Source organism: Brachybacterium squillarum M-6-3 (assembly GCF_000225825.1).
GTDB classification, from domain to species: Bacteria; Actinomycetota; Actinomycetes; order Actinomycetales; family Dermabacteraceae; genus Brachybacterium; species Brachybacterium squillarum.
In genome coordinates this window covers 748,567-764,282 of sequence record NZ_AGBX01000007.1, presented here as the reverse complement: position 1 = coordinate 764,282, position 15,716 = coordinate 748,567, and the positions used below count along the sequence as shown (strand labels likewise).

General features: G+C 77.1%; 13 protein-coding genes. 6 read left to right on the top strand and 7 right to left on the bottom strand.

Annotation, left to right across the window (positions count from 1 at the left end):
* Positions 1–2: 2 nt before the first annotated feature.
* Positions 3–3,419: a glycosyltransferase family 2 protein gene (locus OM98_RS15950; RefSeq protein ID WP_010535098.1), complete on the top strand. Its 3,417-nt coding sequence runs from the start codon at positions 3–5 to the stop codon at positions 3,417–3,419.
* Entirely contained in the window at positions 3,412–4,983 is a 1,572-nt protein-coding gene (locus OM98_RS13150; protein WP_010535097.1) for a DUF5719 family protein, read from the top strand. The genes OM98_RS15950 and OM98_RS13150 overlap by 8 nt, the downstream gene beginning before the upstream one ends.
* Positions 4,984–4,986: 3 nt before the next feature.
* Here OM98_RS13150 and OM98_RS13145 read toward each other — a convergent pair whose 3' ends face one another.
* Complete coding sequence (locus OM98_RS13145; protein WP_010535096.1) at positions 4,987–5,457, bottom strand: metallopeptidase family protein; 471 nt, start codon at positions 5,455–5,457, stop codon at positions 4,987–4,989.
* Positions 5,458–5,622: 165 nt separating this feature from the next.
* Here OM98_RS13145 and OM98_RS13140 point away from each other — a divergent pair, with 165 nt between their 5' ends.
* Both OM98_RS13140 and OM98_RS13135 read left to right on the top strand, forming a co-directional pair.
* Positions 5,623–5,919: a DUF3499 family protein gene (locus tag OM98_RS13140; RefSeq protein WP_010535095.1), complete on the top strand. Its 297-nt coding sequence runs from the start codon at positions 5,623–5,625 to the stop codon at positions 5,917–5,919.
* A complete protein-coding gene (locus OM98_RS13135) occupies positions 5,912–7,588 on the top strand; it encodes a hypothetical protein (RefSeq protein ID WP_010535094.1) in 1,677 nt (558 codons plus the stop codon). The genes OM98_RS13140 and OM98_RS13135 overlap by 8 nt, the downstream gene beginning before the upstream one ends.
* Positions 7,589–7,602: 14 nt before the next feature.
* Here OM98_RS13135 and OM98_RS13130 read toward each other — a convergent pair whose 3' ends face one another.
* The gene (locus OM98_RS13130) at positions 7,603–8,430 is read right to left on the bottom strand and encodes an RDD family protein (RefSeq protein ID WP_010535093.1); all 828 of its coding nucleotides are present in this window, start codon (positions 8,428–8,430) and stop codon (positions 7,603–7,605) included.
* Positions 8,431–8,547: 117 nt separating this feature from the next.
* Between OM98_RS13130 and OM98_RS13125 the strand changes: the two genes are divergently transcribed.
* Positions 8,548–9,543, top strand: coding sequence for a stage II sporulation protein M (locus OM98_RS13125; protein WP_010535092.1), 996 nt, complete (start codon positions 8,548–8,550; stop codon positions 9,541–9,543).
* A gap of 12 nt (positions 9,544–9,555) precedes the next feature.
* Here the strand turns inward: OM98_RS13125 and OM98_RS13120 are convergent, their stop codons facing one another.
* The 5 genes from OM98_RS13120 to OM98_RS13100 are packed head-to-tail and all read right to left on the bottom strand — an operon-like array spanning position 9,556 to position 14,849.
* Positions 9,556–10,854: a DUF58 domain-containing protein gene (locus OM98_RS13120; protein WP_010535091.1), complete on the bottom strand. Its 1,299-nt coding sequence runs from the start codon at positions 10,852–10,854 to the stop codon at positions 9,556–9,558.
* A gap of 14 nt (positions 10,855–10,868) precedes the next feature.
* Entirely contained in the window at positions 10,869–11,891 is a 1,023-nt protein-coding gene (locus OM98_RS13115; protein WP_010535090.1) for an AAA family ATPase, read from the bottom strand.
* Positions 11,888–13,111, bottom strand: coding sequence for a DUF4350 domain-containing protein (locus OM98_RS13110; RefSeq protein WP_139017721.1), 1,224 nt, complete (start codon positions 13,109–13,111; stop codon positions 11,888–11,890). Before OM98_RS13110 ends, OM98_RS13115 begins: the two co-directional genes overlap by 4 nt.
* Positions 13,108–13,749 (bottom strand): DUF4129 domain-containing protein, encoded by a 642-nt coding sequence (locus OM98_RS13105; RefSeq protein ID WP_010535088.1) that lies wholly within the window; start codon positions 13,747–13,749, stop codon positions 13,108–13,110. Before OM98_RS13105 ends, OM98_RS13110 begins: the two co-directional genes overlap by 4 nt.
* Positions 13,746–14,849, bottom strand: coding sequence for a glycerophosphoryl diester phosphodiesterase membrane domain-containing protein (locus OM98_RS13100; RefSeq protein ID WP_010535087.1), 1,104 nt, complete (start codon positions 14,847–14,849; stop codon positions 13,746–13,748). The genes OM98_RS13105 and OM98_RS13100 overlap by 4 nt, the downstream gene beginning before the upstream one ends.
* A 127-nt stretch (positions 14,850–14,976) precedes the next feature.
* Between OM98_RS13100 and mtrA the strand changes: the two genes are divergently transcribed.
* Entirely contained in the window at positions 14,977–15,672 is a 696-nt protein-coding gene (mtrA, locus tag OM98_RS13095) for an MtrAB system response regulator MtrA (RefSeq protein ID WP_010535086.1), read from the top strand.
* Positions 15,673–15,716: the final 44 nt, after the last annotated feature.

Here is a 15,716-nt window from a genome sequence, read left to right as displayed (position 1 = left end):
CGGTGTCCCCGCGTCATGTCACCGCTGTCGTCCTGCTGAGCGGGGCGACGACCGCGCCCACCCCGCAGGAGAACAAGAGGACCCCGGACCCGACGGCCGCCGCTGAGGCGGAGACCGCCGCGCGCGTCGAGGAGATCCTCGCGGCCGTCGCCGCCCAGGACCGCGCTGCGGACCGAGTGCTGGTGACCGTCCCGCCGCAGCTGCCCGCGGCCGCCACGGAGCTCCTGGCCGCCGCGCAGCGCGCCGGACGCATCGACCGGATGCTGCCGCTGGGGGACCGCAGCGACCAGGCCGCCGCCGTCCGCGCGGTGCTCGAGCTGCTGCGCGAGGAGCAGACCACCCCGCGCGAGGACGAGGGCGCCCCCCGGACCGCCGTCGAGCCCGACGCCGACCGCGGGCCCGAGCCCGGGGGCCGCCGCGCCGCCGCCGTGGACGCCGAGGAGGTCGAGCGCGAGCGCAGCCAGCGCGCCGCCGACCTCGCTCGCGTGCCCGAGCGCCTGCGCGAGCAGACCCCCGGACCGGGCGCCGGACGTCGCGCCGCCCCCGCCGGCGGCGACTCCTGGCTGTGGTTCGCCGTGCAGGACGCCCCGCCCGCCCCCGACGCCCTCGGACGCGAGCTCGAGCTCGTCGTCAGCTCCCCGAACACCGCCGTCGTCGGCGCCAAGCGTCTGCGCCCGCCCCGCCCCGCCGAGACGGGCGCGGCCTCGGAGCCGCAGGACCCCGCGGCCCCGGCCGAGCTGGTCGACGTCGGCCTCACCCTCACCCACTCCGGGCGCATCATCACCGGGGTGGACCCGGGCGAGATCGACCAGGGACAGGCAGACTGGCGCCACGACGTGCTCGCCGTCGCCCTGCCCGGCATGCTCGTGCGCACCCGGACCCTGCTGCGCAGCGGCGGACTGGACGGCGAGCTGCCCTCCCCCTGGGCGGAGATCGACCTCTGCCACCGGATCTGGCGCTCCGGGGAGCGCGTGGCCGTGCAGCCCGAGGCCGCCGTCGTGCTCGCCCCGCCCACCCGGCCCCTGCTGGAGCGGCTGCAGGAGCAGCGCACCGGCCGTCTGCTGGTGCTGCTCAAGCACCGCGGGCCGGTCGCCGCCCTGCTGCTGCTCGCGGCGCTGCCGCTGGTGACCCTCGCCCGGATGGCCGGGGCCGTCGCCGCCGTGGTGCCCCGCCGCGCCGGGATGGAGGCCCGCGCCTGGGTGGACGCGATGCGCTCCGCCCCCGCGGTGATCCGCCGCGGCGCCCGTGCCGGCCGCCGCGCCCGGGTGCCCCGCGGCCGCCTCGCCCCGCTCTACCTGCCGCGCGGGGAGAGCCTGCGCCGTGGCCTGGCCGACGTCTGGACCCGGCTGGTCGCGGACGACGACCGCACCCGCCGCATCCGCCGCACCACCTGGGGCATCGCCGGCACCCGCCACGGTGTGGACGACGCCGACTACGGCCGCCACGTGATCGGCACCGTGGTGGTGGCCCTCGCCGGCACCGTGCTGGGGCTGCTGGCCCTGCGCGGGCTCTTCGGCCGCGGCACCCTGCAGGGCCCCGCCCTGCTGCCGCTGCCCGAGTCCTGGCGGGACACGGTCGCTGCCGCCTGGTCGAGCTGGATCCCGACCGGGCTCGGGGAGCGCGGTCCCGCCGACCCGCTGCTGCGGGTGCTCGGCGCCCTGCCGCTCGGCGGGGACCTCTGGGCCGAGGCCCTGGTCTTCGCCGCCGTCCCTGCCTCCGCGCTGACCGCCTGGTGGGCCGCCGGCGCCCTGACCCGGGCGATCGGCGCACGACTGGCGCTGGTCGTCACCTGGGCGCTGGCGCCCGCGCTGCTCTCGGCCCTCTCGCTGGGCGCCTGGCCGCTGCTGCTGGTGCACGTGCTGCTTCCGCTGCTGGCCCTGGCCGTGGGCCGCGCCATCGGTCTGCCCCACAAGGTCTCCCAGGCCAGCGTGCCCGCGGCCGCCGCCGGGGGCCTGCTGCTGCTCGTGATCGGTGCCGTGCAGCCCGCACTGGTGGTGCTGGTGGCGCTCGCCCTGGCGATGCTCGTCCCGCTGGTGCCGGGCCGCCGTCCGCGCCTGCTCTGGGTGCTGGTGCCCTCCCTGCTGCTGCACCTGCCCTACATTCCGGCCTACCTCGCCCACCCCTCGATGCTGCTCGGCGTCGGCGCCGTGCCCGCGGGGAGCCTGCCCGTCGGGGACACCGCCGATCTGCTGCGGCTGTGGCCCACCGCCCCCGGTCTGGACGCGGTGCTCGCCCCGCTGCTGGGGGCGCAGCTGGCCCCCTGGGCGCCCGCCCTCGCCCTGCTGCCCGTCGTGCTCGGCGCGCTGGCCGCCCCGCTGCTGGCCGGGACCGCCGGCACCGCGGGCCGCTACGGCCTGCTGCTCGCGGCCCTCGCCGGGGCGGCCGTGCTGCTGGTGGTGCGGGTGCCGCTGATGCCCGCGGGGGATGCCGTGATCGCCGCGCCGCTGCACGGACTGCTGGACCTGCTGCTGCTGGCGCTGTGCCTCGGCGCGGGAGCCTCCTTCGACGCCCTCGCCCGCCGCGGGGGCGGGGTCTCGCGGCCCCGCCGCGCCCTCACCGCCGCCGTCGCCGGCCTGGTGGCCGCGGTCTGTGTCGTGACCGTCGCCGGCTGGTCGTTGCTGCTGCCCGGCATGCTCGCCGTGGACCGGGCCGAGGGCTCTCAGGTGCCCGCCGCGGCCACCGACCAGGGCCTGACCGACGCCCGCTCCCGGGTGCTGGTGCTCGGCGAGACCGCGGAGGGCACCGTCACCGCCTCCCTCGTCGTGCAGGGCGCCGACACCGCCCTCCAGCAGGCCTCCGTCACCGACGCCCGCGACCTCGAGCTGCTGCGGCTGGGCGGGGAGCTCGGCTCCGACGCCGGCTCCGAAGCGCTGCGCGAGGACGTCGCCGAGATGCTCGCCACCGGGGACGACGCCGGGCCGGAGGCTGCGGCCGTGGCCTACGTGGTGGTGCCCGGCGCCGCCGAGGACCACCCTGCCCTGGTCTCCGCGCTGGACGCCTCCACCGCCCTGGAGAAGGTCACCGAGAACGCCGACGGCGGCCTGTGGCGCGTCATCGACACCCACCCCCGTGCGGAGATCCGCGGGGAGGACGGCACCGCCCCGCTGGCCAGCGGGGTGATCGACGCCGAGGGCACGATCGCGGCGGCCGACGCCGAGCGCACCCTGGTGCTCTCCGAGCGGGCCGATGCCGACTGGCGCGCCACCGTCGACGGCGAGCGGCTGGAACCGGTCACGGTCGACGGCTGGGCGCAGGGCTTCACCGTCCCCGCCGACGCCGCGGGCCAGGTCGAGGTGCACCGCGTCCAGCCCCTGCGGCTGCTCTGGCAGCTGCTGCTGCTTGCCGGGGTGGTGGTCACCGCCCTGATCGCGATCCCCTGGCGGATGCGCGCCCGATCCGCGGAGGAGCTCTATGGCTGAGCGACCGGCCCCCCGCCCGCTGCTGGCCCTGCTCGCCGTCGTGCCCCTCGCCCTGGTCGGCGGGGCGCTCGCGCTCGGTCCCGCCCCGGCCACGGACCCCGCCCAGCGCGCCACCACCAGCGCCCTGCCGGGGGCCTCGAGCTCCCAGTGCGCCGGGCCGCTGCAGATCTCCGAGGAGCTGATCGGCACCAGTGGGGACGAGGAGCTCGCCGCCACCGCCCCGGCCGAGCAGGCCCAGGTCGGCGCCCTCGCCCTGGAGTCCGACTCCTCGCTGCTGTTCGGCACCGTGGCCGGCTCGGAGACCCGCCGCGGCGAGGACGGCTCCGCCCGCGCCCCGCAGCTGTCCCTCGCCGACCCGGAGGGCGCCGCCCTCGACGCGGCGGTCGGGGCCGGGGAGCTCGGCGCCTCCCTGCTCGCCGCCCAGGGCGTCACCACCGCCTCCGCGGTGACCGCCGAGACCGCCGACGAGGGCCGCCCCGTCGCCGACGCCGTGCAGTCCACGCTCACCGCCGAGGGCGACTACCGCTCCCTGGCCGTGTCCCGCTGCGCCGCCGCCAGCACCTCCGCCTCCTTCCTGGGGGCCTCCACGCTCTCCGGCTCGAGCGCCGAGCTGGTGCTGCGCAACCCCACCGCACGGCCCGCGACCGCCTCGGTGCAGGTGCGCACCGAGGACGGCCCCGCCGCGATGGAGGGCCGCAGCCAGGTGGTCGTCGCCCCTGGTGCCGAGGAGCGGGTGCTGCTGGAGTCCGTGATCGGTGAGGCCGCGGTGCTCGGCGTGGAGGTCGAGGTGCTGGGCGCCCCGCTGGCCATGCACGTGCAGAGCACCGAGCGCGACGGCCTCACCCCCGGCGGCGCCGAGATCCTCACCCCCCTCGAGCCGGCCGGCACCGAGCAGGTGATCCCCTCCGTGGTCCGCGCCGGCAGCGACCCCACCCTCGTGCTCGGCAACGCCTCCGGCGAGGAGACCACCGCCGCGGTGCGGGTCCTGGGCGCGGGCGGCGAGGAGCTGAGCACGACCGTGGAGGTGCCCGCCGACGCGGTCACCGCCGTGCCGCTGGAGGGCCTGCCCGACGGCGCGCACAGCGTGCAGGTCGAGGCCGAGGACCCGGTGAGGGCCGTCGTCCGCAGCGAGGCCGCCGGGCAGGACCTGCCCGGGGACACCATCGGCACCCCCGTCGACTTCGCCCTCGCCCCGGCCGCCGCCACGCTGGACACCAGCGGCGTCACCGCCCTGCCCGCCGGGGGCGGCCGCGGTACCCTGAGCCTCACCGCGACCGCGGACACCGCTGCCACGGTGATCCCGCTGGCCGCCGACGGCACCGCCGGCGAGCCCGTCGAGCTGGAGGTCACCGCCGACGCGCTCTCCACGCTGGACACCGCCGACATCCGCATCGGCGTCCAGGACCCCTCCGGTCTGGTGGTGGTGCCCGATCTCCCCGGCGTGCTGCACGTCGGGTGGATGGAGAGCCGGGCCGCCGCCGACGACGGGGCGATGCTCTCGGCCCTGGCCGTGCTGCCCGCGCAGGACAGCGGCGAGGCCGTCGAGGTCCGTCTCGAGGACTGAGCCTCAGTCCTCGAGGTCCCAGGCCTCCGGGTCGATGTCCTCCGGGGGGATGCCCAGCAGGGAGCCGATCTGCTCCGCGAGCACCTGGCGCACCATCGCCTCCACCGCGGCCTCGTCCGCGCAGCGGGTCTCGATCGGACGCCGGTAGACGATCACCGTGGCGGGCCGCTCCCGGGTGGCCGGCAGCGCCCGTCCCAGCAGCACCGGCGCGTCCTCCCAGGGGGAGGGGTCCGCGGCGGGCACCTCCTCCACATGCACCCGCAGGTGCGCGAGCCGCCGTGGGAAGCGCTCCGCGGTGGCCGCCGCGAGGTCCGCGACCATCTCGTCGAAGCGCTCGCGCCGGGTGCGGTGCCCCGGCAGGTGCGGGGGCACCAGGTCGAAGCGGCGGCCGCGGCCGTGCCGGTCCCGGCGTCGGGCCCCGCGACGCGAGGGTGGGCCGGGCGGCTGCGCGGAGCCGGAGGGCTGCAGGTCCATGCCCGGCACCCTAGTCCCCGCGGCCGGGAGGACCGTGACCTCCCCCTCGCCGTCGGGCGGGACCGGGCGAGCCGCCCCGCGGGGGCGGCTCCCCTGCGTAGACTCCCCTCTGTGCCAGCTCGTGAATGCTCCCGGACCGCCTGCTCGAACCCCGCGGTGAGCACGTTGACCTTCGTCTACGCCGACTCCACGGCGGTGCTCGGCCCGCTCTCGCGCAGCAGCGAGCCGCACACCTACGACCTCTGCCAGGTGCACTCCGAACGCCTCACCGCCCCCGTCGGCTGGGAGCTGCTGCGTGTCGAGGGCGGCGACGCCGTCCCCGACGACCTGGTCGCCCTCGCCGAGGCCCTGCGCCCGGCCCGCCCCGCGCCCGAGCCCCGCCCGGCCGTGCGCCCCGCCGCGGAGAAGCCGGCCGGCACCGGCGCCCGGCACCTCAGCGTCGTGCGGTCCCCCGATGAGTGAGCGTCCCTCCGGCGCGGACCTGCGCGGCATCATCGGCTCCTCCGACGTGCGCGGCGTCGCCGGGGAGGAGCTGAGCGCCGAGGTGGCCCGCGCGCTCGGCGCCGCCTTCGTCGACCACCTCGCCGAGCAGGCCGTCGACGGGGCCGCCCCCGCCGTGATCGTCGCCCGTGACGCCCGCGCCAGCTCCCCGGAGCTGGCCGCCGCCGTCGTCGCGGGCGCGGCCGCCCGCGGCGCGACCGTCGCCGACGCGGGACCGGCCTCCACCGACCAGCTCTACTGCGCCTCCGGCCTGCACGACGCCGCCGGGGTGATGGTCACCGCGAGCCACAACCCGCCCGGCGACAACGGCCTCAAGCTCTGCCTGCCCGGCGCCCGACCCGTCAGCCACGACACCGGCCTGGCCGCCATCGGCCGCCGCGCCGAGCGCTACCTCGACGAGGGCTCCGTGCCCGAGGTCGCCGGCGGCCGCGTGCAGGAGCTGGACACCCTCACCGACTACGTCGACACCGTGCTGGACCTGGTGCCGATGCCCGCCGCGCGGCCCCTGGCCGTGGTGGTGGACGCCGGCCACGGCATGGCCGGGCTCACCGCCCCCGCGGTGCTGGGCCGGCTGCCCGGGATCACCCTGCGGGGCCTGCACCTCGACCTCGACGGCTCCTTCCCCGCGCACCCGCCCAACCCCCTGGACCCCGCGAACCTGCGGGGGCTGCGGCAGGCGGTGCGCGAGGCCGGCGCCGACCTGGGGCTCGCCTTCGACGGCGACGCCGATCGCTGCGTCGTCGTGGACGAGCGCGGCGAGGTGGTCACCCCCTCGGCGCTGACCGCGCTGATCGCCACCCGGGAGATCGCCCGGATGCGTGCCGCGGGCGAGGAGCGCCCCGTGGTGATCGCCAACGCCGTCTCCTCCCGACACGTCGCCGAGGCGGTGCGGGAGGCCGGCGGGGAGCCGCTGCGCTCCCCGGTGGGCCACTCGCTGATCAAAGCGCTGATGGCCGAGCACGAGGCGGTCTTCGGCGGCGAGCACTCCGCGCACTACTACTTCCGCGACTTCTTCCGCGCCGACTCCGGGATGCTCGCGGCCCTGCACGTGATAGCGGCGCTCGCCGGCACCGACGGCCCCGCCTCCGCGCTGGTGGCCGCGCACGACCCCTACCCCTCCAGCGGGGAGATCAACGCCCGGCCCGCCGATCCGGCGGCGGCCCTCGCCCGGGGACGCGCCGTGCTGGAGGCGATCCCCGGCACCGAGGTCGACGAGCTGGACGGGCTGAGCCTGGTCCACTGGGACGAGGACGCCGCCCCCGCCGAGCGGTGGTGGGTCTCCCTGCGTCCCTCGCACACCGAGAAGCTGCTGCGGCTGAACGTGGAGGCCGCCGAGGAGGACACCATGGCCCGCATCCGTGACCGCGTGCTCGAGGCCATCGCCGAGCCGGAGGCGGCGGATCCCGAACCGGTCCAGTCCGAGCCGGAGCCCGTCGAGCAGGCCGCCTCCGCCCCGTCCTCCGTCGCGGAGCTGCCGAGGTGGGTGCGCGAGCGCCTGCGCTGCCCCGACTGCGGCGGCGCGCTGGTCGACGCCGAGCGGGCGCTGCGCTGCACCGACTGCTCCCGCGCGCACCCCGTGCAGGACGGCATCCCGGTGCTCATCGCCGGACGCACCGCGCCCCCCGCCTGAGCGGCCCGACGGGCTCAGGCCCCGAAGGGCGCGGTGCGCACCTGCGCCTCGATCTCCTCGCGTCGCTGCCGGGCCCGACGCAGCCGGCGCTCGTCCCGGGCCGCACGCTCGGCGATCACCGCCGCCAGGAAGCGCTCCTGATCGGTGCCGGGCGGTGGCGCGGGCGCCACGTGCGGCAGGGTGCGCTGGACCAGGTCCCGCACCAGCACCCGCCGCGACTCGGGGTTCGTCCGCGCGGCCCGCGGCAGGAAGGAGCGGATCTCCTGCATCAGCGGGGCCGGCAGCCGCCCCAGGTCCGCCCCCTCGGCCCAGTCGCCCAGCTCGGCGGGCATCGGCACGGGCTCGGGGCTCCGGTCCCGCATCCGCTCCTGGATCACCACGGTCCCCGCCAGCAGGTCGCCCAGGCGCCGTGAGCGCCGGTCCAGCACCGCGCTGGTCAGCGCGATCGCCCCCGCCGTCGACCAGATCTCCAGCATCGCCATCACGGCGCGCAGCACGCTCTGGCGGGCATGCACCGGGCCGCCGTCGTCCCGCACCACCCGGGTGCCGGTCACCAGCCGCCCCAGGGATCGGCCCCGGCCCAGCTGCTCGCACAGCACCGGGTAGCCGACGAACGCGGTCACCGAGGCCAGCACGGTGCCGGCGGCGAGCAGCCCCGCATCCAGCCCCTCCCGGGCGTCGACCCAGGCCATCGACAGACCGAGGCCGATCAGCAGGGCCAGCACCACGACGCCGTCCACGGCCCCGGACAGCATCCGCACCGCGAAGGAGGCCGGGCGCAGGTCCAGCATCACCGCGTCCCCGGTGATCAGGGCCTCGCTCCGTCCGCTCGCCGCGCTCATGGCCCCATCCTCGCAGGCCGTCCCCGGGCGCAGCAGCGACTGGGGTCGGCTCCCGGAGGGGCGGCCCGCGACTTTCGTCGGCCGTGCCGCGGTGCCGTCCCGCCCTAGGCTGGGCGGGTGGACCTGGACGCCGTGATCGCCGTCAACCGCCCCCGCTGGGAGCGGCTCGCCGTGCTGACCCGGCAGCGGCACCTGGACGCCGCCGAGGTCGAGGAGCTGCTGTCGCTCTACCAGGAGACCGCCACCCATCTCTCCACGATCCGCTCCCGCACCCCGGACCCCACTCTCACGGCCCGGCTCTCGCTGCTGGTGCACCGGGCCCGGCTGCGCATCACCGGCACCCGAGTGAGCACCTGGCGGCGCGTGCGGGACTTCTGGTGGGAGGACCTGCCGGCCGCGCTGTACGCCTCCCGCTGGGGGGTGGCCCTGGCGGCCGGCATCTTCCTGCTGGCCACGCTCGTCACCGCCCTGTACTTCGGTCTCGACGACCGCGCCCGCGACCTCGCGGTGCCGCAGGACGCGCAGCAGGACCTGGTCCGCGGCGACTTCGTGGCCTACTACTTCCAGGGCGAGGCCACCGGCTTCGCCGCCCAGGTGTGGACCAACAACGCCTGGATCGCGGCCCAGGCCGTCGTGTTCGGCGTGACCGGCGTGTGGCCCGTGCTGATGCTGCTGCAGAACGGCCTGAACATCGGCCTGACCGCGGGGGTGATGGCCGCCTACGGGGGCCTCGGCACCTTCTTCGTGTACATCCTCCCGCACGGGCTGCTGGAGCTGACCGCGGTGCTGGTCGGGGCCGGGGCGGGCCTGATGACCTGCTGGGCGTGGGTGCGGCCCGGCCCGCTGCCGCGCTCCTGGGCGCTCGCGCACGCGGCCCGCAGCCTGGTGTCCGTCGCCATCGGGCTGGTGCCCGTGCTGCTGGTCTCGGGCCTGATCGAGGCCTTCGTGACCCCCGGCGCCCTGCCGCCGGCGATGCGGATCGCGATCGGCGTCCTCGCCTGGGCCGCGTTCCTGTGGTTCATGCTGGGCCGCGGTCGCACCGTGCACCGGGCCGGTATCCGCGGGGACCTCTCCGCGGAGCTGGTGGGGGAGCGGGTCGCCACCGTCGGCTGAACGGTCGCGGGCTCAGAGCCGCCCGGCCGCCTTCAGCGCCAGGTAGGCGTCGGCCAGGTCCTGCGGGGCGTGCTCCGGATCGGCGTCGACCACGTGCGCGCCCGCGCGCTCCAGGGCCCGCCCCACCCCGTCGCGGTCGGCCCGGGCCTGCTCGGCGGCGGCCGCCAGGTACACCTGCTCCGCGTCGCCCCGCCCCGCCGCGAGCGCCCCCAGCGCGGGATCGGCCACGGAGGCCACCAGCAGCTGATGGTCCTGCGCGATGCGCGCGGCGACCGGGAGCAGCACCCCGTGCATCGCGGACTCCTCGATCGGGGTCAGCAGCACCACCAGGGAGCCTTTTCGGGTGCGTTCGGCGACGGCGGCCGCGGCCAGCTCCCAGTCGGTCTCCACCAACGCCGGGTGCACCGCGGCCGTGGCCGCGACCACGTCGTGCAGCACCGTCGTGCGGCTGGAGCCCACCACCGAACGGTGCGGGATGCGGTCGATGCACAGCAGGTCCACCCGGTCCCCGGCCTGCCCGGCCAGGGCCGTCAGCAGCAGCGCCGCGTCGAAGGCGGCGTCCAGCCTGGTGCCCTCGCCGAGCCGGGCGGCGCCGGTGCGGGAGGTGTCCACCACGATCAGCACATGCCGGTCCCGCTCAGGGCGCCACGTCCGCACCACCACGCTGCGGCGGCGGGCGGTGGCGCGCCAGTCGATCGAGCGCACGTCGTCGCCGTCGACGAAGTCGCGCAGGGAGTCGAACTCGGTGCCCTGGCCGCGCTGGTGGATCGCGGCCAGGCCCTCGATCTCCCGCAGCCGTTGCACCCGGGAGGGCAGGTGGCGGCGGGCGCCGAAGGGGTGCAGGGCGAGCATCCGCCCCGGCGCCTGCACGGGGGCGCTGCGGCGACCGACGCCGAGCGGCCCCCGGGAGGAGATGACCAGGGCGCGCGAGGAGTGCTCCCCGCGGCGGGTGGGGGTGAAGGTCTGGGGGACCGCGCGCCGCTCCTGCGGCGGCACCGTGAGGCGGGTGCGCTGCGTGTCCAGGCCCGCGGTCGGGTTCCAGGCGTCGCGTAGCTCCAGCTCCGCTGTCCGCGGCCCGGGGTTGGTCACCAGCAGCCGTCCCGTCGCGGTGGTGCCGAGCCGCACCTGCAGCGGCGCCTCCCGCCGCACCGTGAGCGCCCGGGGGGAGGGCGCCGCTTGGGCGTCGCCGAGCACCACCGCGAGCACGCCGACGGCGGCGAGCAGCAGCGTCCACCAGTGCGGCCACAGCACGATCAGCGGCAGCGGCAGCAGGGCCAGCAGCACCGCACGGGGCGTCGGGGACAGGCGCATGGGCGGGACCCGGCTCAGCGGGGGACCGGCACCGAGGCCAGGGTCGCGGCCAGCACGGCCTCCACCTGGGTGCCCTCGAGCTCGGCCTCCGTGGTCAGCTGCACCCGGTGGGCGAGGGTGGCCGGAGCCATCGTCTTCACGTCGTCCGGGGTGATGAAGTCGCGTCCCATCAGGTAAGCCCAGGCGCGGGCGGTGCGCAGCAGGGCGATGGTGCCGCGCGGGGAGACCCCGAGGGCGAGGCTGGGGGAGCGGCGGGTGGCCCGGCAGACGTCCACGATGTACTGCACGACGGGGTCCTCGGCGGCGACGGCGGCGACATCGGACTGGGCGCGGTGCAGGGAGGGCACGTCGACGACGGCCCGCAGCCCGGTGGCGGCGAGGTCGGCCATGTCGAAGCCCTCGGCGTGGCGGCGCAGCACGTCCACCTCGACCTCCCGCTCCGGCAGCGGCATCACGGCCTTGAGCAGGAAGCGGTCCAGCTGGGCCTCGGGCAGCGTGTAGGTGCCGTCGAACTCGATGGGGTTCTGGGTGGCGACCACCAGGAAGGGGTCCGGCAGCGGCCGGGAGGCGCCGTCGACGGTGACCTGCCGCTCCGCCATCGCCTCCAGCAGCGCCGACTGCGTCTTCGGGGGCGTGCGGTTGATCTCGTCGGCCAGCAGCAGGTTCGTGAACACGGGGCCCTCGCGGAAGACGAGGTCGCTGGTGGCGTTGTCGTAGACCAGGGAGCCGGTGATGTCGCCGGGCATCATGTCGGGGGTGAACTGGACGCGCCGCATGCGCACGTCCAGGGCGGCGGCCAGGGAGCGCACCAGCAGGGTCTTGGCGACCCCGGGCACGCCCTCCAGCAGCACGTGGCCGCGGCACAGCAGCGCCACCACCAGCGAGGTGACGGCGGCGTCCTGGCCCACCACGCCCTTGTGGACCTCCTCGGCCAGGCCCTGCAGCTGGGCGCGCACGTCCTGGTCGGCGGGGGAGGGTGTCGAGGAGGGCGCGGGGCCCCTCACAGGGTCCGGGACCTCCGGCATGGTCGAGCTCATCGGTCGATCTCCTTCTCGAGGTGGTCGAGGTCCCGGGCCAGCCGCACCAGCTGCTGGTCCGTGGGGACGGGGGCGGGGCCGAGCAGGCTGCGCAGCTGCTCGGGGGAGCGGTCGGTGTGGGGTCCCAGGGCCGCCACCAGGGCGTCCAGGGTGTGCTCGCCGCGCAGGCCGAGCCGGCCGGCGAGGCGGCGGGCGGCGGCGGTGCGCAGGGAGGTGGCGGCGGCCTCGCGGGCGTGGGCGCTCTGCAGCAGCCGCGCCCGGCCGCGCACCAGCTCCTCGGGGCGGACCGCCACCGGCAGCGGTTCGACGACGACGGGGCCGAGCCGGCGCGAGGCGACCCACAGGCCCAGCGCCGCGACCGCCAGCAGCCACAGGGCCAGCGGGCCGGCCCAGCGCGGCAGGTGGTCGATCAGGGTGGGGGTGCCGGAGGCCAGCGGGTCGCCCGGGGAGGGCAGGTACCAGCCCAGGGTCCCCTCCTCACCGAGCAGCCCGAGGGCGAGGGCGGCGTTGTCGGCCCCCGCGACGCCCTCGTTGCTGAGCACGTCGGGGCTGCCCAGCACGGTCACGTCCCCGGCGGCCGCCAGCAGGGAGCCCTCGCCGGCCTCGAAGCAGGTGGCGGCGTCGGCGGGGGCGTCGGCGGTGATCTGGTAGAGGGAGGAGTCGCCGAGCGCGCCCTCCTCGCCCTGCACCCGCAGGGTCCCGGCGCGGGTGTCCACCGCCCCGCAGGCGCCCGCGGCGGTCACGTCGCTCGCCTCCTCGAGGCTGCCGGTGGGGATGATCCCGGGGGCGAGGGCCCTCAGGGCGGCGAGGTCGGGGCGCAGCAGGACCAGACGGCCGCCGCCTTCGCGGTGGGCCTCGGCCAGCAGGTCGAGCTGGGCGGGGGAGAGGCCTGCGCTCGCGTCCAGCAGCACGGGCCGGCCCGCGCGCAGCTCGGCGGCGGCGTCGGCGGCGTGGCGCAGGGTCTCCGTCTCCACGCCGTCCCGCGCCAGCACCTGCACCAGGGCCTTGGATCCCTGCGGGGTGGGGGCCCCGGGCTCGAGGGGGCCGTCACGGTAGGCGCCGCGGGCCATGATCGTCACGGTGGTGGCGACGAGCACCAGCACCACGGCGGCGACCAGCCAGCCGGGCCGGCGTTTGCGCTCCGCGGGGCGGGGCCTCGTGGACCCGGCGCCCGGTGTCGCCTCCGGCGCGGGGGCCGCTGCAGGGGCGGGGGCGCTCATGCGGGGGTCCCGTCGAGGGCGGCGAGGTCCGGGGTGGATCCGGCCAGGTACTCGGCCAGGCGCAGCAGGTCCTCGGCCTGCTTCGCCGTCGCCGGGCGGGCGGAGTAGGCGGCGGTGTCGAAGGCGGCGGCGCCGCGCAGCAGGCTCGGGCGCAGCTCGGGGAAGGGCCGGGCGGCCGCGATCGCCGCCTCGTGCGCGGTCATGCCGGCGTCGACCTCCAGCAGGGTGCGCTCCTCGAGGTCGCGGACCAGGGCGCGCAGCGCCAGCACGGTGGCGTCGTCGCGGCGGCCGGCCCCCAGGGCGGCGCGGGCGCGCTCGCGCAGCACCTCGGCGCGCAGGTGCTCCTCGGCGTCCAGTGCACGCTCCTCGGCGAGCGCGGCGCTGCGGCGCAGGTTCCCGGTGCGGCGCAGCACCAGCACGGCCGCGACCAGCAGGAGCAGCAGCACCACCACGGTGAGCACCCCCTGGGTCGTGCTGGAGCCCCTGACGCCGTCCATGAGCGCCGCGAACCAGGACTCGAGGTGCCCCAGCAGCCACTCCAGGAAGCCCCCCGAGGTGTCGTACTCCGATTTCGAGAGCTCCTCGAGCACCCGGGAGCGGGCCTCCTCGGGGTCCGGCGGGGGAGCGGCCGCGATCATCCCTGCCACGCCCCGGGCCGTGCCGCCCGGCGGCGGCGCCCGAGCTCGACGTCGAACGCCTCCTCGCGCATCCGCTGGTCTGCGTAGAGGGTCGCGTACCCGGCGGCGGTGAAGGGGGCCAGCAGCGCGCTGGCCAGGAAGGTGCCGATCGCGCTGACGGCGCTGAGCAGGAGGGTCGCGGCCAGGATGCCCTCCCCCGACGTGGACAGCAGGATGACCGCGTAGCCGGCGCCGCCGACGAAGCCCACCACCCCGGCGATCACCTGCACGGCGAGCACGGACAGCAGGGAGATCAGCAGGGCGATGCCGATGACCCGCCACTGCCGGCTCCCCGCGGTGAGGGCCAGCGCGCGGCGCAGCGCGCCGGTCACGCCGGTGCCCTCCACCGCGAGCACCGGGATCGCCAGGACGCAGCGCGCCCAGATGTACAGCGAGACCAGCCCGCCCAGCAGGATGCCGAGCAGCAGCACCAGCACGGTCAGGGGACTCGGACCGGTGAGGGCCAGCGGCACCGCCGCCAGCGCGCCGACGGCCAGCAGGGCGATCCCGGAGGCGAGGTTCACCAGCAGCGAGATCCCGACCGCGGGCAGTGCCAGGCGGCGGGCGGAGGCCCAGAAGGTCTCGGTCGCGGTGTGCTCCCCGGCCGCCTCGGCGATCGCGAGGGCCGCGACCGGCGCGGTGACCACGGCGGCCGCCACCAGCGCGAGCACGGTGGTGCCGAGGGAGCCGAGCACGGTGGCCAGCAGGTCGCCCGTGGCGTAGGAGGTGGAGCTCGCGGTGGGGTCCTGCAGCGTCGCCTGCATGTCCGACATCATCGGCATCAGGGAGGCCCCGGTCGCGACCGTCGCCAGCACCCCGGTGACCCCGTAGACCAGCAGGGCCAGCAGCAGCACGGGGCGCGGCCGCAGCCGGTAGATGCGCATCGCCGCGCCGAGGATCTCGCCGACCCCGAGTGGGCGCAGGGGGAACAGCGGCAGCTCGGCGTCGAGCTCGCGGCCGGGGCCGCCCGGTGCGGTGGCCGCCGTCGGTCCGCCGGTCGCCGGGGTGTCCTCGCGTGCCGAGCCGTCGGGGGCTCCCGGTGCCGTCCAGCTGCTGCTCATCGCGTGCTCCCATCGCTGCCCGCCCGCTGGCTCGGGGAGGTCCCGGGGGCGAGAGGCTCCCACCCTAGGGAGCCCGGGCCCCCGCGCCGATCCGACGAACGTCGACCCTGCCCGGCACGATGGCACAATGTCCCCCATGACGACCTCTTCACGCATCCTCGTGGTCGACGACGACCAGGCGATCGCCGAGATGGTCGGCATCGTCCTGCGCGGCAAGGGCTTCGAGGTGGCGACCTCGCCCGACGGGGCCTCCGCCCTGGAGACCTTCCCGCGGCTGCACCCGGACCTGGTGCTGCTGGACCTCATGCTCCCGGGCATGGACGGGATCGAGGTGTGCCGCCGGCTGCGTCGCGACTCCGACGTCCCGATCATCATGCTCACCGCCCGCTCCGACACCGCCGACGTGGTCGAGGGCCTGGAGGCGGGGGCCGACGACTACCTCACCAAGCCCTTCGAGCCCGACGAGCTGGTGGCCCGGATCAAGGCGCGGGTGCGCCGGGTGGAGGCGCCCAGCACCGAGCAGCTCACCATCGGGGACCTCGCCATCGACGTCGACGGCCACGAGGTGCGCCGCGGGGACGAGCTGATCTCGCTGACCCCGCTCGAGTTCGACCTGCTCACCCAGCTGGCCCGCAAGCCCTGGCAGGTCTTCACCCGCGACGTGCTGTTGCGCGACGTCTGGGGCTACCGCCACAGCGCCGACACCCGCCTGGTCAACGTGCACGTGCAGCGGCTGCGCTCGAAGATCGAGCACGACCCCGAGAACCCCCGCATCGTGGTGACCGTGCGCGGCGTGGGGTACCGCGCGGGCGGGGCGGCCTGAGCGCCGAGGAGGGGCCCTCCCGGCTCCGCCGGGCGTCCCGTGCC

What these genes read in the sequence shown, in the direction of transcription:
- OM98_RS13150 (WP_010535097.1), top strand. Translation starts at nt 3,412, where the DNA reads ATGGCTGAGCGACCGGCCCCCCGCCCGCTGCTGGCCCTGCTCGCCGTC.
- OM98_RS13145 (WP_010535096.1), bottom strand. Translation starts at nt 5,457, where the DNA reads ATGGACCTGCAGCCCTCCGGCTCCGCGCAGCCGCCCGGCCCACCCTCG.
- OM98_RS13135 (WP_010535094.1), top strand. Translation starts at nt 5,912, where the DNA reads ATGAGTGAGCGTCCCTCCGGCGCGGACCTGCGCGGCATCATCGGCTCC.
- OM98_RS13130 (WP_010535093.1), bottom strand. Translation starts at nt 8,430, where the DNA reads ATGAGCGCGGCGAGCGGACGGAGCGAGGCCCTGATCACCGGGGACGCG.
- OM98_RS13120 (WP_010535091.1), bottom strand. Translation starts at nt 10,854, where the DNA reads ATGCGCCTGTCCCCGACGCCCCGTGCGGTGCTGCTGGCCCTGCTGCCG.
- OM98_RS13115 (WP_010535090.1), bottom strand. Translation starts at nt 11,891, where the DNA reads ATGAGCTCGACCATGCCGGAGGTCCCGGACCCTGTGAGGGGCCCCGCG.
- OM98_RS13110 (WP_139017721.1), bottom strand. Translation starts at nt 13,111, where the DNA reads ATGAGCGCCCCCGCCCCTGCAGCGGCCCCCGCGCCGGAGGCGACACCG.
- OM98_RS13105 (WP_010535088.1), bottom strand. Translation starts at nt 13,749, where the DNA reads ATGATCGCGGCCGCTCCCCCGCCGGACCCCGAGGAGGCCCGCTCCCGG.
- OM98_RS13100 (WP_010535087.1), bottom strand. Translation starts at nt 14,849, where the DNA reads ATGAGCAGCAGCTGGACGGCACCGGGAGCCCCCGACGGCTCGGCACGC.
- mtrA (WP_010535086.1), top strand. Translation starts at nt 14,977, where the DNA reads ATGTCCCCCATGACGACCTCTTCACGCATCCTCGTGGTCGACGACGAC.